This window comes from Neobacillus citreus, from assembly GCF_018343545.2.
GTDB classification, from domain to species: Bacteria; Bacillota; Bacilli; order Bacillales; family Cytobacillaceae; genus Neobacillus; species Neobacillus citreus.
Genome location: NZ_JAGYPE020000060.1, coordinates 15551 through 29876, shown reverse-complemented (window position 1 = coordinate 29876; position 14326 = coordinate 15551). Strand labels below are relative to the sequence as shown.

The 14326-nt window shown below is 39.8% G+C and carries 15 protein-coding genes; 12 read left to right on the top strand and 3 right to left on the bottom strand.

Translation table 11 applies throughout. The features are described from left to right. The coding region (locus KHB02_RS23930) for a HupE/UreJ family protein (RefSeq protein ID WP_241114054.1) at positions 1–1049 on the bottom strand (1049 nt) is incomplete at its 3' end. Between the two features lie 313 nt (positions 1050–1362). Between KHB02_RS23930 and KHB02_RS23925 the strand changes: the two genes are divergently transcribed. The 5 genes from KHB02_RS23925 (at position 1363) to KHB02_RS23905 (ending at position 4787) form a co-directional block, all read left to right on the top strand. Then, on the top strand, positions 1363–2244 hold the full coding sequence (locus KHB02_RS23925) for a selenium metabolism-associated LysR family transcriptional regulator (protein ID WP_213143790.1): 882 nt from the start codon (positions 1363–1365) through the stop codon (positions 2242–2244). A gap of 20 nt (positions 2245–2264) precedes the next feature. Then, positions 2265–2840: a CD3073 family putative ECF transporter S component gene (locus KHB02_RS23920; RefSeq protein ID WP_213143789.1), complete on the top strand. Its 576-nt coding sequence runs from the start codon at positions 2265–2267 to the stop codon at positions 2838–2840. Continuing rightward, entirely contained in the window at positions 2830–3294 is a 465-nt protein-coding gene (locus KHB02_RS23915) for a CD3072 family TudS-related putative desulfidase (protein WP_213143788.1), read from the top strand. Before KHB02_RS23920 ends, KHB02_RS23915 begins: the two co-directional genes overlap by 11 nt. Before the next feature lie 697 nt (positions 3295–3991). Beyond that, positions 3992–4189 carry an aspartyl-phosphate phosphatase Spo0E family protein gene (locus tag KHB02_RS23910; RefSeq protein WP_213143787.1) on the top strand — a complete coding sequence of 66 codons (198 nt, stop codon included), beginning with the start codon at positions 3992–3994 and terminating at the stop codon, positions 4187–4189. 229 nt (positions 4190–4418) lie between these two features. Further along, entirely contained in the window at positions 4419–4787 is a 369-nt protein-coding gene (locus KHB02_RS23905; RefSeq protein WP_213143786.1) for a hypothetical protein, read from the top strand. 97 nt (positions 4788–4884) lie between these two features. On the opposite strand, the gene nagB is transcribed toward KHB02_RS23905, so the two are convergent. After that, positions 4885–5628: a glucosamine-6-phosphate deaminase gene (gene nagB / locus KHB02_RS23900; protein ID WP_213143785.1), complete on the bottom strand. Its 744-nt coding sequence runs from the start codon at positions 5626–5628 to the stop codon at positions 4885–4887. Between the two features lie 373 nt (positions 5629–6001). On the opposite strand from nagB, the gene KHB02_RS23895 reads away from it, so the two are divergent. The 7 genes from KHB02_RS23895 (at position 6002) to KHB02_RS23865 (ending at position 13729) form a co-directional block, all read left to right on the top strand. Beyond that, on the top strand, positions 6002–7534 hold the full coding sequence (locus KHB02_RS23895; protein ID WP_213144464.1) for a maltose/glucose-specific PTS transporter subunit IIC: 1533 nt from the start codon (positions 6002–6004) through the stop codon (positions 7532–7534). Between the two features lie 22 nt (positions 7535–7556). Beyond that, entirely contained in the window at positions 7557–8249 is a 693-nt protein-coding gene (locus KHB02_RS23890; RefSeq protein ID WP_213143784.1) for an N-acetylmannosamine-6-phosphate 2-epimerase, read from the top strand. A 154-nt stretch (positions 8250–8403) separates the two neighbouring features. Beyond that, positions 8404–9243 carry a MurR/RpiR family transcriptional regulator gene (locus KHB02_RS23885; protein ID WP_213143783.1) on the top strand — a complete coding sequence of 280 codons (840 nt, stop codon included), beginning with the start codon at positions 8404–8406 and terminating at the stop codon, positions 9241–9243. Positions 9244–9338: 95 nt separating this feature from the next. Continuing rightward, the gene (locus KHB02_RS23880; RefSeq protein ID WP_213143782.1) at positions 9339–9836 is read left to right on the top strand and encodes a PTS sugar transporter subunit IIA; all 498 of its coding nucleotides are present in this window, start codon (positions 9339–9341) and stop codon (positions 9834–9836) included. Between the two features lie 286 nt (positions 9837–10122). Then, positions 10123–10695, top strand: a complete 573-nt coding sequence (locus tag KHB02_RS23875; RefSeq protein WP_213143781.1) for a DUF5317 domain-containing protein — start codon at positions 10123–10125, stop codon at positions 10693–10695. Between the two features lie 192 nt (positions 10696–10887). Beyond that, the gene (locus KHB02_RS23870) at positions 10888–12702 is read left to right on the top strand and encodes a bifunctional diguanylate cyclase/phosphohydrolase (RefSeq protein ID WP_213143780.1); all 1815 of its coding nucleotides are present in this window, start codon (positions 10888–10890) and stop codon (positions 12700–12702) included. Between the two features lie 208 nt (positions 12703–12910). Next, positions 12911–13729, top strand: a complete 819-nt coding sequence (locus tag KHB02_RS23865; protein WP_213143779.1) for a mechanosensitive ion channel family protein — start codon at positions 12911–12913, stop codon at positions 13727–13729. A 98-nt stretch (positions 13730–13827) separates the two neighbouring features. Here the strand turns inward: KHB02_RS23865 and KHB02_RS23860 are convergent. Further along, positions 13828–14326, bottom strand: a 499-nt coding sequence (locus tag KHB02_RS23860; RefSeq protein ID WP_241114053.1) for a serine/threonine protein kinase, incomplete at its 5' end; no start/stop codon positions are given.

Here is a 14326-nt window from a genome sequence, read left to right as displayed (position 1 = left end):
ATTAAAAGCGGCAGCAGAACCGCTGCGACAATGATCTGGCCGATTTCAACCCCGAGGTTAAAGGAGAATAAGGATAAAATATAATGATCACCCAGTGTGCCTTGAAGAATCTGGGCAAAACCAAAACCATGAATAAGTCCAAAACCAAGAGCTAAAAGCCAGCGCCACTTAAGCTTCTTGATCCAAATATTTTCAATGGCAATGTAAACGATACTTAGTGCGATTAATGGTTCAATGATGTTTGCCGGTATCCTGATAATATCCAGCGCTGCAATCGCAAGGGTAATACTGTGACCGACCGTAAATGCCGTTAGGATTTTGATATAGTTCTTCAATGGTTGTTTTAAAATGACAAGAGCGGCTACAAACAATAAATGATCATACCCTGTCCAAATATGTTCTACTCCCAGCTTGACATACTCCCACATCGTATTAAGCCAGATTGGAACGGTTATTTCCGTTGTAATGGTCCCCGAAGATACACTCGCCACATGACCGGATAAAGAACGGTCATCTTTGTTAAAAACCTTCTCTACTTCCGTATCGCCTATATGTACAGTCGCAAAGTTTTGATGAAGAGCGTCAAACTGATCAAAAAAGAACTTGTAATCTATTTCATATGTATCAATGGGCTCTGAGAATACATAATTCATATCAATGAGAACAGTTGGGCCATCTTTTCGTTCGGCCATGGATATTCCCTTAATACTAGGTTCTGCAGTTTCTCCATTGTTAGTTACAGTTAAGAATTCATAGATGAAAGGCTTGAGGTCCTCCGCCGTCCAGCTTACCTCCGGTTTAGAAGCTTCATTTTGTGATGCTTCGCCAATAACAAAAACTCTTTTCGATTGCGCATCTACCCATTGAGCTACTTCACTTGGATCAAGGTATAACCGGTAATCGATTGTCTTGTCATGTATCTCAATATCGGAGTAACCAACTGTATTCATGTGTGCTTCTACCCCTTGGGGAATACCGCAAAACAGATTCACAGAAAGAATTATTAATGATAATAAGCCAATGATTTTTCTGCCGCTTAGAGTAACCAAAACTATCACCCTCCTAAACATGTCAGAATATATACTATCAATTAATTATTAAGTTGATGTATGTGCTATGTTAAGAAAGTTTTAAAAAGTAAAATATTAGGGATTAGGTTCTTTTGTTTCAGGTGTTGGTGAAATTACATTGGTATGCTCCCTTTGCCTCGGGCTATGATGCACGAGAACCGTCCCCATGTTTCATAAAATTTACTTAAATTGCCCAGAAATCCCTATTTGAATTGGTTAAAATTGGAATATAATCCCTATAAAATTTTTAAATATTAAATATAAAAAATGCTAATACGGATGGAGCGAGCATATGAATTTAAATAAACTTGATGCGTTTATTTTGGTTGTGGAGAAAGGGAGCTTTTCCGAGGCGGCAGCTGCTCTTAATAGTTCCCAGCCATCGATCAGCCTTAAGATTAAGAGCCTGGAAGATGAACTTGGACTCCCCCTGCTTGACAGGGGGATGACGGGGATTCAGCCAACGGCTGCAGGCACCCTAGTTTACCAGGCAGCGAAGGAATTACGACGAAGATGGCAGAAACTTGAGGATGATCTGCATGGACTTCAAGACACCCTAACCGGAAACCTGACAATCGGCGCCAGCACGATTCCAGGTACATACCTCGTTCCCGGTTTGGTAAAGGCTTTTCGCGATCATTTTCCAAACGTCGAGGTATCCATCGACATCAATGATTCTGAGGATTCCCTTAAGAAGCTGCTCGACCAGCAAGTGGATATCGCCATCGTGGGGATGAAGCCTGCTTCTCCCAAACTAAACTCTCGCCAGCTTACAAATGATTCTCTCGTGTTAGTCACGCCGAATCATCACCCGCTCGTTCATACGGCGGAGGCGGATTTCAGCCAGCTGCACCAATATGAATTTGTCGTCAGGGAAAGCGGTTCGGGCACCAGGAAGAGAATGGAAGAATTTCTCGCTGGTCACGGTTTGGAAATAACTGATTTAAAAATTGGCTTATCGATTGGAAGCACAGAGGGGGTGATTGCCGCAGTCGAAGCAGGACTTGGGATCAGCTTTATTTCAAAACTGGCTGCGCTACCCGCAGTAAAGGCTGGTCGCGTCCAAATGGTAGAAAATATCGATCCAATTCAGCGCAGCTTTTATTTTACCACCCTCAAGGAAGCAGAAAATCGACCGTTAATCAAAGAGTTTGCCAATTTATTATTTAAATAGTTTTAAAGGGAGAGGAAACCATGAAAACTAGCAAAACGATGATTTTAACCTATTCGGCGATGGGGATTGCCTTAAATGTAATTTTAGGCACCGTCGTTTCATCTTTAAAAATTCCGCTGTTATTCCTGGATACAATCGGCACCGTGTTAATTGCCGTTTTATTCGGGCCTTGGTGTGGAGCGCTGGCAGGCGCCTTAACGAATGTCGTACTCGGCGTGACAACCGGGGGTTCCGCTATTTTCTTCGGCCTTGTGAATGTAGCGATTGCATTAGTGGTAGGATATATTGCAAAAAGATTTGATTTCACCAAATGGTATGTTGCACTTATAACAGGACTGATTTTATCGGTTGTGGCCCCATTAATCGGCACGCCCATTGCTGTGGCCGTTTTCGGCGGTTTGAATGGCAGCGGGATGGATGTTGTGGTGCTCTGGCTCCGGGCTGCTGGTGATAGTGTGTTTGCTTCCACGTTTATTTCCAGAATTACCGGGAACTTTGTCGATAAAATCATTACCTGCCTGCTCGTGATGTTCATGGTCACCAGGCTGCCGTATTTTGCAAAACTGATAAAAAAGGAGAACCGAAATGCAGCGTAGCAAACAGATACTCATTGTTTCCCATTGTATTTTAAACCAGAATACCGTCATTCCAGATGAGGCCAGAGCAGCGGGAGCAATTATTTCAGCCGTAGAATGGGCCATGAACCAAGGCTATGGATTGCTGCAGCTTCCCTGTCCGGAATTTACTTTTCTAGGACTGGACCGCCCGTCGATGACATACGAGCAATATAATACGCCGGAATACCGAAAGCATTGCCGTGAAATCCTGAAGCCCGTCTTGTTTCAAGCCGAAGATTATTTAAAAAACGGCTATGAGATTGCAGGAATTCTTGGCATCCAAAGCAGCCCTTCCTGTGACCCCACGCGCGGCATCTTCATGGAAGAATTGACCGCCATGTTTGCGGAAAAGGGCATCAAACTAAAGACACTTTGGTATTTGCCCAACACCAGCGAACCCGTTTTTGACAGCAATAAACATGTTAGGGAATGAGGCATGGGGACAGTTCTCATGCCTCAAAATTTCTTTTTCATGGATTCCACTCACAAGCAATTCCATTAATAAAATGGTATTTTTATAGAAAGGAAGAAGATTTCATCTTGCCAACAGCTAAAATATTTGTAGAACTTTGGAAAATTCAAAAATTCGCAAGCAAAAATGATGCATGAGAACCGTCCCTATGCATCTATTTCGTTCTTTTTAGTTCCCAGACGCCTCCAATGAACCCGATAAACCCACAAACCGCAAACAATATTGGAATAAATAAAGGATCCGCGATTGAATTGTCAGCAACTAAACGATATACTCCAAAAACACATAAAAGAAGGCAACCAATTAAACCCACTATGATTCTGATTCTCTTATTAATCCCAAACACCCCCGCTTATTTATAAAAAAATTAACCAAATGGAATTATTTTGTATTTACAAATCACTATAATCAATAATAACAAATTATCCCAGATGAAATGAACATTTTTGAGAAAACAATAATGCCTTTTATACTTCCTCTAATGAAGAAATCTCCCCTTCCAAATTTGAACCACCACGTAATCATTCTGTCAGGTTTATTTTTTCCACATTATTCTTTTTTTGATTTTTTTGTAAAATCGTTCCCATCATCAAAAATATCTTCTATAATTGGTTTATAGTTCTTTACAACTGGATAACACTAGGAGATTTCACCTATCATGAATTTGGAATTGCTTGAGTTATTACTTCAAAAACGTATAGCTGATGAGAAAAAGAAATTGATCAAAATCGCCCAAAGCACAGGTATTAACAGCAATCAGACCATAACATGCAGCCAAGAATTAGATAAGTTAATTAACCAACATATGAAGAATTTTTCTAACCAAGTTCGCACCTTTGTAGATACGCAATATTAAGCCCATCGCTCTACCTTTTGACTCAAATTAAAGGGTCAGAAATAATAGCTTTAAAACAAGGCAGGTCCCTGGGACCTGCCTTGTTTTTGTTGCCACCGATACATACCCCATGTTAATTTAAGTGAAAGTATTTACATATTTAAATATTATTCTAGGATTGTTGAAATGGATCGTTTTAAGTATGATAGTACCAAAGTAGGATATTTTCGTGCTATGGAGGATAAAAGCTATGGCTAAACTATATTCCTTTCATTTGGATGAAGAGAAAGGAACTTTTTTTGTAAAAGTTGGGGGCATCTTTAAAGAGGAAGATGCAAAGATCTATTTAAGTGAGTTCCAAACCATTGTAAATACTATTAACCCTTTAAGGTATAAATTAATTATAGATGGACGCGACCAAGAAGCAGTTGCTAGCCATGTAGTGGATGATATTGAATTCGTTTTAAAATTATATTCGATGGCTAATTTTAAAAAAATTATTATTATTAACCCTTCCTCTCTGGCTTCAAGAATGCAGGTTGAAAATTGTGTAAAGAAAATTCACTTTCCTGGAATATTTGTGGATACCCTTGAAGAAGCTTTACAACATATAAAATGAGCGATCCTTTGTCGAAATTTTTTAGAACCGTCCCCATGTCCCATTTCTCACAAAAAAAAGAGCCATGCCCTTCGCATAGCTGTTATACTTTACCGTTTTAAAGTTTAGTTGAGTGGGGATGTGATCCGGTGGCAGCTTCGTCTGCAATGATGGTCACATTAGGGTGTGTTTTTAACATAGAAGCAGGGAAATTTTCGGTAATTTCGCCTCGTAACAGCTGCATCAAAGCGTCTCTTTTTTGATCTCCTGATATCAGTAATAAAATTTCTTTGCTACGCATAATGCTCCCAATCCCCATTGTAATAGCATGAGTAGGCACCTCATGAAGACTATTAAAAAATCTTGCATTAGCCTCACGTGTAGAAGGTGTTAATTCAACGATGTGTGTTTCAGACTGAAAGGGTGTACCTGGCTCATTAAAGCCAATATGACCGTTACTGCCAATACCCAGAATCTGAAGATCTACACCGCCTTTACTTCTTAAAAGATCCTCATAGTCCTTAGATTGTTGCTCTGGATTCTTAAAATCGCCTGACGGAATATAGGTATTCGTTTTCTGAATATCAATGTGATCAAATAAATGCTTGTCCATAAAATAACGGTAACTATTGGGGTCGTCACTAGACAGTCCCAGGTATTCATCTAAATTAAACGTTGTCACGTGTTGATAAGTTGTATGGTTTAGTTGATGATCTCTCACTAATTGAGCATATAATCCTACCGGAGTTCCGCCTGTTGCTAATCCAAGGCTTATATGAGGGTTACGACGGATCCTTTCTATTACAAGCTCTGCCGCTTTTTGACTCATCTCATCATAATTCGCTACGTTTAATATTCTCATTATGTTCTCCTCCCCGTTGAAACAGTAACCGCTTGCCCGCCAACGCGACCCCTTTCGGTTCATACTTATAACTTCATAGAAAAACTGTTAGATGATGTGTTGTTTATTCGTTTTTATTAAATTCCACAAACAAATAAGAAAAGCCATGAAAAGATTGAACAAGGTTTCCTTTCAGTAGTGATTCTACTACTAGAGATGATAGAAATATATAATTGCGCACCAGTTTGAATAGGTTTTCACTGTTCGGGAGAGAATCATGAAAATGGTTGAAAACGATTTTAAACCCGTTGAAATCGATTTATTGTCGATTTATGATACGTATGCAAGGCTTTACATCAAGATGTTCCATCCAAGATTAAGGAGGTCAATAGCAATGAAGAAAGCGTTTGAGAAAGCTCAACAATTTGGTAAATCGTTTATGCTTCCTATAGCGGTTTTGCCAGCAGCAGGTCTTTTATTGGGAATTGGTGGAGCGCTGTCTAACCCAAATACGGTTTCAGCTTATCCATTTTTAGATATCAGCTGGCTACAGGCCATTTTTACAATCATGAGTGCCGCAGGTTCGATCGTATTTGGCAATTTGCCCATCATCTTTGCGGTCGGGGTAGCCATCGGTTTAGCTCGTTCAGATAAAGGGACGGCAGGATTAGCTGCCATGATTGGTTACTTTGTAATGAATAGTACCATTCATGCGCTACTTTCTTTAACCGGTGACCTGGTAAAGGATAATTTGGCAGGTGCTGGGCAAGGGATGGCTGTTGGGATACAGACGTTAGAAACCGGTGTATTTGGCGGTATTATCGTTGGGATTGTAGCAGCTGGATTGCACAATAAATACAATAAAATTCAGTTGCCTCAAGTATTAGGTTTCTTTGGAGGCTCTCGGTTTATTCCAATCGTCGTCTCGTTTGCGTCGATTTTTGTAGGAGCGATTCTATTTGTCATCTGGCCATATTTCCAAGCTTTAATCAATCAGCTAGGATCCATCGTGACAAGCACAGGGGTAATCGGAACCTTTTTCTACGGATTTATATTACGTATGCTTGGACCGCTTGGTTTGCACCATATCTTCTATCTTCCATTCTGGCAAACAGCTCTTGGTGGAACGATGGAAATTGGCGGGAAAATTGTTAGCGGTACACAAAACATCTTTTTTGCCCAATTGGGCGACCCTTCGACCAAACACTATTATGAAGGGGTATCTAGATTCATGTCAGGCCGTTTTATTACGATGATGTTTGGTTTACCTGGTGCCGCATTGGCCATCTACCATTGCTCTAAAAAGAAAAATAGAAAAGTAGTGGCAGGGATTTTGTTATCTGCAGCGTTAACTTCTTTCTTAACCGGAATCACAGAGCCACTTGAATTTAGTTTCTTGTTCGTGGCACCACTTCTTTATGTAGTTCATGCCATTTTTGATGGTCTTGCTTTTATGATGGCTGATATTTTCAATATTACTGTCGGACAAACCTTCTCAGGTGGATTTATTGATTTCATTTTATTTGGAATTCTTCAAGGTGTTGGTAAGACAAATTGGCCATATGTTTTACTGGTAGGTATTCCTTGGTTCTTCTTATACTACTTTACATTTAAATTTTTAATCATAAAAAAGAACTTCAAAGTCATTGGACGTGAAGACGACGAACAAGTTACCGAGCAAGTATCTGTTACAGACCGTGCTAAAACGATTGTTGAAGGCTTGGGCGGATCGAATAATATTGAGGTTGTCGATTGTTGCGCAACTCGTCTGCGTGTAACGATTAAGGATGAAACCTTGGTGAAGGACGATGTCCTTAAACAGACTGGATCTAAAGGGATTGTGAAAAAGGGAACGGGAATTCAAATCATTTATGGACCTCAAGTAACCATTGTCAAAAACGAAGTAGAAGAGTATTTAGGTCAGTAATAAGATAAGGACGTGTTTTGTTATGCATCAAGTGTTAGAGCAGATAAAAAATGGATTAATTGTTTCCTGCCAAGCTTTAGATGGGGAACCACTGCATAGTTCGTTTATTATGGGGCGAATGGCACTAGCTGCAAAAGAGGGCGGAGCAGTTGGCATTAGGGCAAACTCCGTCTCAGATATTGTAGAAATCAAAAAGCAAGTAGATCTCCCGGTCATCGGCATCATCAAACAAGTATACGGAAACCATCCTGTCTTTATTACGCCAACGATGAAAGAAATAGATGCCTTGGCTGAGACAGGGGCAGAAATCATTGCGACAGATGCAACAGATCGAATCCGGCCGGATGGCAGAAATTTAGAATCGTTTTATCGGGAAGTACGAGCAAAGTATCCTCATATTTTGTTGATGGCTGATGTCTCTTCGGTTGAAGAAGCCGTTTTCGCCGATGAGTTAGGTTTTGATATTGTGGCCCCGACATTATACGGATATACAGAAGAGACAAAAGGCTTGAAAATCGATGATCATGACTATGCCGTCATTAAACAAATTGTTAAAGAAGTGAAAAACGCAAAGGTGATCGCAGAAGGTAATGTTTCAACACCTGAAATTGCCCGTTCCGTGCTAGATATTCATGTCCACTCCGTAGTGGTAGGCGGAGCAATTACAAGACCCCAGATCATCACGAAAAGATTTGTCGAATCTTTGCAAAAATAAGTTGCAGAGAAAATAACTCAGGCAGTCGCCTGGTTATTTTCTCTATTTAGTTTTACTGGGGCTAGTTCATTCATAGTTTTCAAAGACTTAACTAACAATAAGGTTATGATCTTTTAAAATGAACGAATGGATTATCTAAATGAGGAGAAAGCATATGGAATATCTTGGTGAGAACCTTCTTCATGGTATAACCTGTACGATGGATAAATTTACGAGCTCTGAGGCAGAGTTAGCAAAATATATTATTGAAAATCCTGACGAAATTAGTCAATTATCAATCAGTCAAATTGCCAAGAAAATTCATATATCTCCTGCAACCATTACACGTTTTTGTCAAAAAATTTCACTTTCAGGGTTTAATGAATTTAAACACGAATTAAAACGATATATCGATTTAAGAAACAAGCCTGCCCCGGCAAGCGACATAAAAGAGATTGATTATTTTTCTAATCTCTATCAAAACCATATACAAATCATCGATACGACCTTTCAGAAAATGAGTTATACCGATATTCAGCACGCAGTTTCTCTTTTAAATAATGCTAAGAAAGTTCATGTTTACGGAATTGGCAACTCAGGTATCGCAGCCCAAGAATTTAAATGGAAATTTTTCCGAATTGGCATTGAGGTCGATTCCATCACAGATCCACATCAAGCGGTGATGGATTCAGCATTATGCACAGACAGCAGCCTAGTAATTGGCATTTCCGTTTCAGGAAAAACAAAAGAAGTCATTGATGCGATTAAAATTGCCAAGCAACAAGGTGCAAAGATTCTTGCCATCACGAGTGACAAAACATCTGACCTATATCAATTAGCTCATTTACCCCTTCTCATGATGAGTAAGAGTAATATGCATATGGGTCAAAACATCTCGCCGACTCTGCCTTTGTTTTTACTTTTTGACTTAATCTACACAGAACTTGTGGCAAAAGACTATATTAACCGGATTCAGATTCGGGATAGGACGTTAAAAGCTTTGGAGTCTATTTGATGAAAAGTATCCAGCATTGGGTAGACAAATAGAACTCTTCGTATCTGTAAATGATACACGCATTATGTCGGAAATGGAAAAAGGGAGAGATAATCATGTTCGAAAAATTGTTTAAGAAAAAGGGAAAACCCGAAGTAGAAATTTATTCTCCACTCGATGGAAAAGTTGTTTCATTAGAAGAAGTACCCGATCCAGTCTTCTCAGAGAAAATGATGGGTGATGGTGTAGCCGTCATACCAAGTGCCGGGAAACTTGTCGCACCCGTTGACGGGGAAGTCATTCAGGTTTTCCCTACGAAACATGCCATTGGAATTAAATCAGTCAATGGATTAGAATTGTTAATCCATATTGGCTTAGATACTGTTCAACTAAACGGAGAAGGTTTTCAAGTTTATGTAGAACAAGGTCAATCTGTTAAAGTCGGAGATTTGTTGGTAAACTTCGATATTCCGTTTATAAAGAGTAATAATAAAGAAATCGTTACACCAATTATCATCACGAATATGGCAGAAAGAGTAGAAACCATTGTTCAAAATAGGCTGGAAGAAGTAACAAGGGAAGATCTCCTTTTTACTTGTAATTTAAAATTCTAAAAAAGAGCCCCCCAAAAACCTTCCGTTTTCAATAATTGGAAGGTTTTTTATGTAAATTTATCATGGATACCCAAAGGGGCTAGTTATACACACACTCGTGCCACCAAGTACACAAGAACCGTCCCCATGCAACACCCATGATTCAACATTTATTGTTGAAATTTATAAAAAATTGTTGTAATTTGTTGGGTGAATATTTTACTATAATAATTGAAAATATTACCTGAGTTTCATAGATTGTGTAATTAGTTGATATAAAAAATTGAATATAGGTGGGCAAGTAGAGATGGTGTATGATGGGATTTTGTTGGCTTTGGTTGTTGGGTTTATCCGGAAAGGGAATCTGAGGGGGCTGGCCCAGTTAAAGCTGAAGTGGGGCTGGATTTTTCCTTTATTGTTGATTGTTCAAATCATTACCTTTGTCTATCAGAATGATATCAAGCTGCTTGGAAAAGTCAGTGAATCTATTTATATGGCAGTATATATCATTGGTTTGCTATTTTTGTACTTAAACAGACATCATAAAGGGTTTGTAATTATATTTATCGGTGTGTTTTTGAACTTTTTGGTGATGGTGGTAAACGGGGGACGAATGCCGGTCTCGGAAGAAGCCGCAGCTGTGCTCGATCCCATGTATATCCAGGCCCTTAAGGACGGTTTATACGCGAAACATGTTCTATTAACGGACTCTACGATACTTGGGTTTTTAGGCGATATCATACCATTGGGCCCCCCATATCCACGGACACAAGTCATTAGCATTGGCGATGTGGTGATGAATATTGGCGCGTTTCTGTTTATCCAATATTTAATGCTCCAGCCAAATAAAAAAATAATGAAGACACCTCCCTTTCATTGAAAGGGGGTGAAACACGATGAAAAAAGCTCAAGGTCTTAAGATCACTGGTTTACTTTATAATGCTATCATTATTGGTTCTGTTATAATTGCATTAACATCAGGATTCAAATTTGGTGAATAATGATTACCGAAGGGAAGTTATGTTGCATAACTTCTCTTTTAAAAATTTATCGATATGAGAAGTGAAAAATAATGCGACTGTTTAAAACTCCAGCTAATCGATACATTTCCCTAGTTTCCATAGGCAGCATTATCGTATTTTTAGTCTCAATTGACTTTAGAAACTACAGCAGTCATGATTGGACTGTCATTTATGCGTTAGTTGGCGCCATCCTGCTGCTTAATCATTATAATATTCTCCTTCCGCCGAAGGGTAATGCCCTTTCGATGGATTCTTCCGTATTTTTGGCAAGCCTGTTTTTATTCGGCTTAAATATAACACTCTATGTTTTATTGATTTTTTCTGTGATTTTTCTTTTCTCCCTGCGAAAAATGGTATGGTGGAAACATGTTTATAATTTTTCAATTTACACTTTAATGATTATAACGGCTCATTATGTCTTTCTTTACTTAGGTGGAACAACAGGTTCGATTCAGCCAAGTAATTTAATTCCTTATGCTGTTTCTTTAAGTGTCTATTTTGCAGTAAATATCCTTTTACTAGGGATCTATTTTTTATTAGTCGCCGATGAAAATCTAATGAATGTGTTAACAGGAATGATTAAAGAGGCGATTGCCCCTTATTTTAGTACTCTAATGCTTTCGCTAGTTCTGGCTACTTTAATGAGTTCCAATCCCATCTTTGGCCTATTCCTATTTACCTGCATTACCGTTTTACTATCGGTAGCATTTCAACAGCATTTTAGCTTATTTAAAAAGATCTCTGAAAAAGCAAACAGAGATCACTTAACAGGTCTAAACAATCATGGGTATTTTAAAGAACTATTGGAAAAAGAAGTCTCGATTGCCAAGGACTCGGAGCAGCCTTTAAGTGTGGCGCTGCTTGACCTTGATGATTTTAAAAAATATAACGATATTCACGGGCACATCCAAGGAGACCAGCTTCTGAAGGAGTTCGGTGCTCTTTTAGAAAAAGAAGCAAAATTGAACAGCTATACGGTTGCCCGCTATGGTGGAGAAGAATTCTCCCTTCTCATGCCGAAGACTAGCCTTCGTCAGGCCCATTCTTTTATCAATGAACTTAGAAAGAAAACTAATGATACCCACTTTAAAGGGGTTGAAAAATTGGCCTATGGCTGCCTATCCTTTTCAGCTGGAATTGCTGCCTGTTCGAAGGAAACATATAGCATTTCTGAGCTGTTAAATCACGCAGACCAGGCCATGTATTCCGCGAAGGACCAAGGGAAAAATCTCGTCCAGCTCTTTAATGAGCATTCCGAATATACGGTACAACACTCCCTTTCGATGGACAAGGAGCTCGAAGAAGCGGAGCAACAGCTGAAAATTTTCCTTTCGAAGGATGTGTACACCTATCGTCACAGCAAACGGGTGTACCAGTATGCGGTTGATTTTTCCCGCAAGTTAAACTTATCCGATAGCGAGCGTAAGAATCTGATCCTTGGCGCTCTCATTCATGATATTGGCAAGCTCGAAATTCCACGGGATATTTTAAATAAAAAAGGAAAGCTTGAGCCCCATGAATGGGAAATGATGAAAAAGCATGTGACCTGGGGCAAGGAAATTATCTCGACCAATAAGAAACTGGAAGATTTAATTCCGTTAGTCGAACTCCATCACGAACGGTATGACGGGAACGGCTATCCTTATGGCCTAAAAGGAGTATCGATCCCTAAACTAGCACGGATTTTATGCATCATTGACTCCTTCGACGCCATGACAACCGAACGGCCTTACCAAAAAACAAAAACATTTAAAGAGGGCATCGCAGAACTAAGAGCCTGCTCCGGAAAGCAATTCGACCCCCAATTCGTCGAACCATTCATAGAAATCATCGAACAGCTCGAACACGTGGAAGAAGTCGGGTGATGCATGGGGACGGTTTGTGCATCATCAGCGAGGAATTAGTGCGGCACGCTGAAGCATGGGGACGGTTCTTTTGCATCAAATATTGGACTGCTGAGATAAAAAACTCTATCAATCTTATGACAAAATTCGGGCCGAAACAGTGGAACCCGAGTTTTTTCTCCTTATCCGCATTCCTATGGTATAGTGTTAAAAAATGGGGGTAGATAGGATGTCTTTCTTGGGACTGTTCCAGCGGTTGCCCATAAAAATTATAACGGTGGCACTGCTGATTATATTCACGGTTTATTTGATACGAAAATCCATCAGACTTTTCTTTGACAAAACGAGCTTCTTGGATGAAAAGCGGGAAGAAACATTGATGCATTTCGCCAACCAAGTAACAAAGGCATTAGGACTGGTGTTTTTCTTTATTTATGTCCTTAGCCATTTCTTTCAACTAGAAAAACTTTTCACTGGTTCGGTCGTGGTGGCAGGTGCCTTGGCATTGATCTTTCAGCATATCATCCGCGATTACATTATGGGGCTGACTTATTTGTTTGAGCGCCAAATCCATCTCGGGGATTATGTCATCATCAACGGAAACCGTCAGGGGGTAATCGAGGAAATCAGCATGCGCTACTTGAATATCCGCCAGTATGACGGATACCTCTATACGGTCTCCTATAGCAGCATCACGGAACTTCAGAACGGGAACCGGGGAAGGCGCCGGGTGAACGAAAGTCTTGTCCTTGATTATAAGCAAAATCCGGACGATGCCTTTAAGGTTATGGAGGAAGTGGCACAAACATGCAACGAGAAATACGGTGAATATCTGTTGAAGGATGAGAACGGTGTCCCTGTGGAGAGTTTCCAATTCAACCAAATCACTGAACTGAACGTGGATTTCAGGGGACACCGGTATTCATTATCAGGTCTTGTGAAGGAAGCAGATTACGTGGAAGCGGGTAAAAAGGTGAGGTATGAACTGGCGATGGCTGCCTACAAGAATGACTTGATGATGGCAGAGAGCCCTAACACTAGCCATTAAAAAACAGAATAAAAACAAGAGTTTTTATCTCTTGCTTTTATTCTGTTTTTTCATAGCAACCGTGAAATGCAGTCTCCTGTGATAGAACCGATCACGAGTTATTTGCGCTGTTTGAATAAAAAACGGCTTACCCGCTCGGAAAATTCCTTCAACACAAAACTTGCCGAGTTAATCCTGAAATACCAATGCTTTATTGTTTTTAGGATCCATAAAGGCACTTGGATGCCAGAAATGAAGGAATAAAAGTTTTTATATGCCCATACAAGGTGTTCCCAGCGGCGGTCGTTTCCCTTTTTAACATATTCCGAAACGTCTAAAACTTTTCCTCTTCCATTTTGCAAAAGGATGTTTTTTAGGTGAATATCTCTCGGATTCAAACCTTGACTACGGACATACTCCCGAGCCTCCTCTACGTCCTGAATCGCTTGCTCGGTGATTGGAATGCCTTGCAATAGGCAATCATAAAAAGTTACTCCCTCTTCGAAACTTAAAACGATGTAGTTGATTCCGCTCCCATAAAGTTGTGGAAAATAGCGGGACCCCTTTAAATGTTCGTATACATATTTCTCCACTTCTTTTTTCTTTAATGCTTGAGAG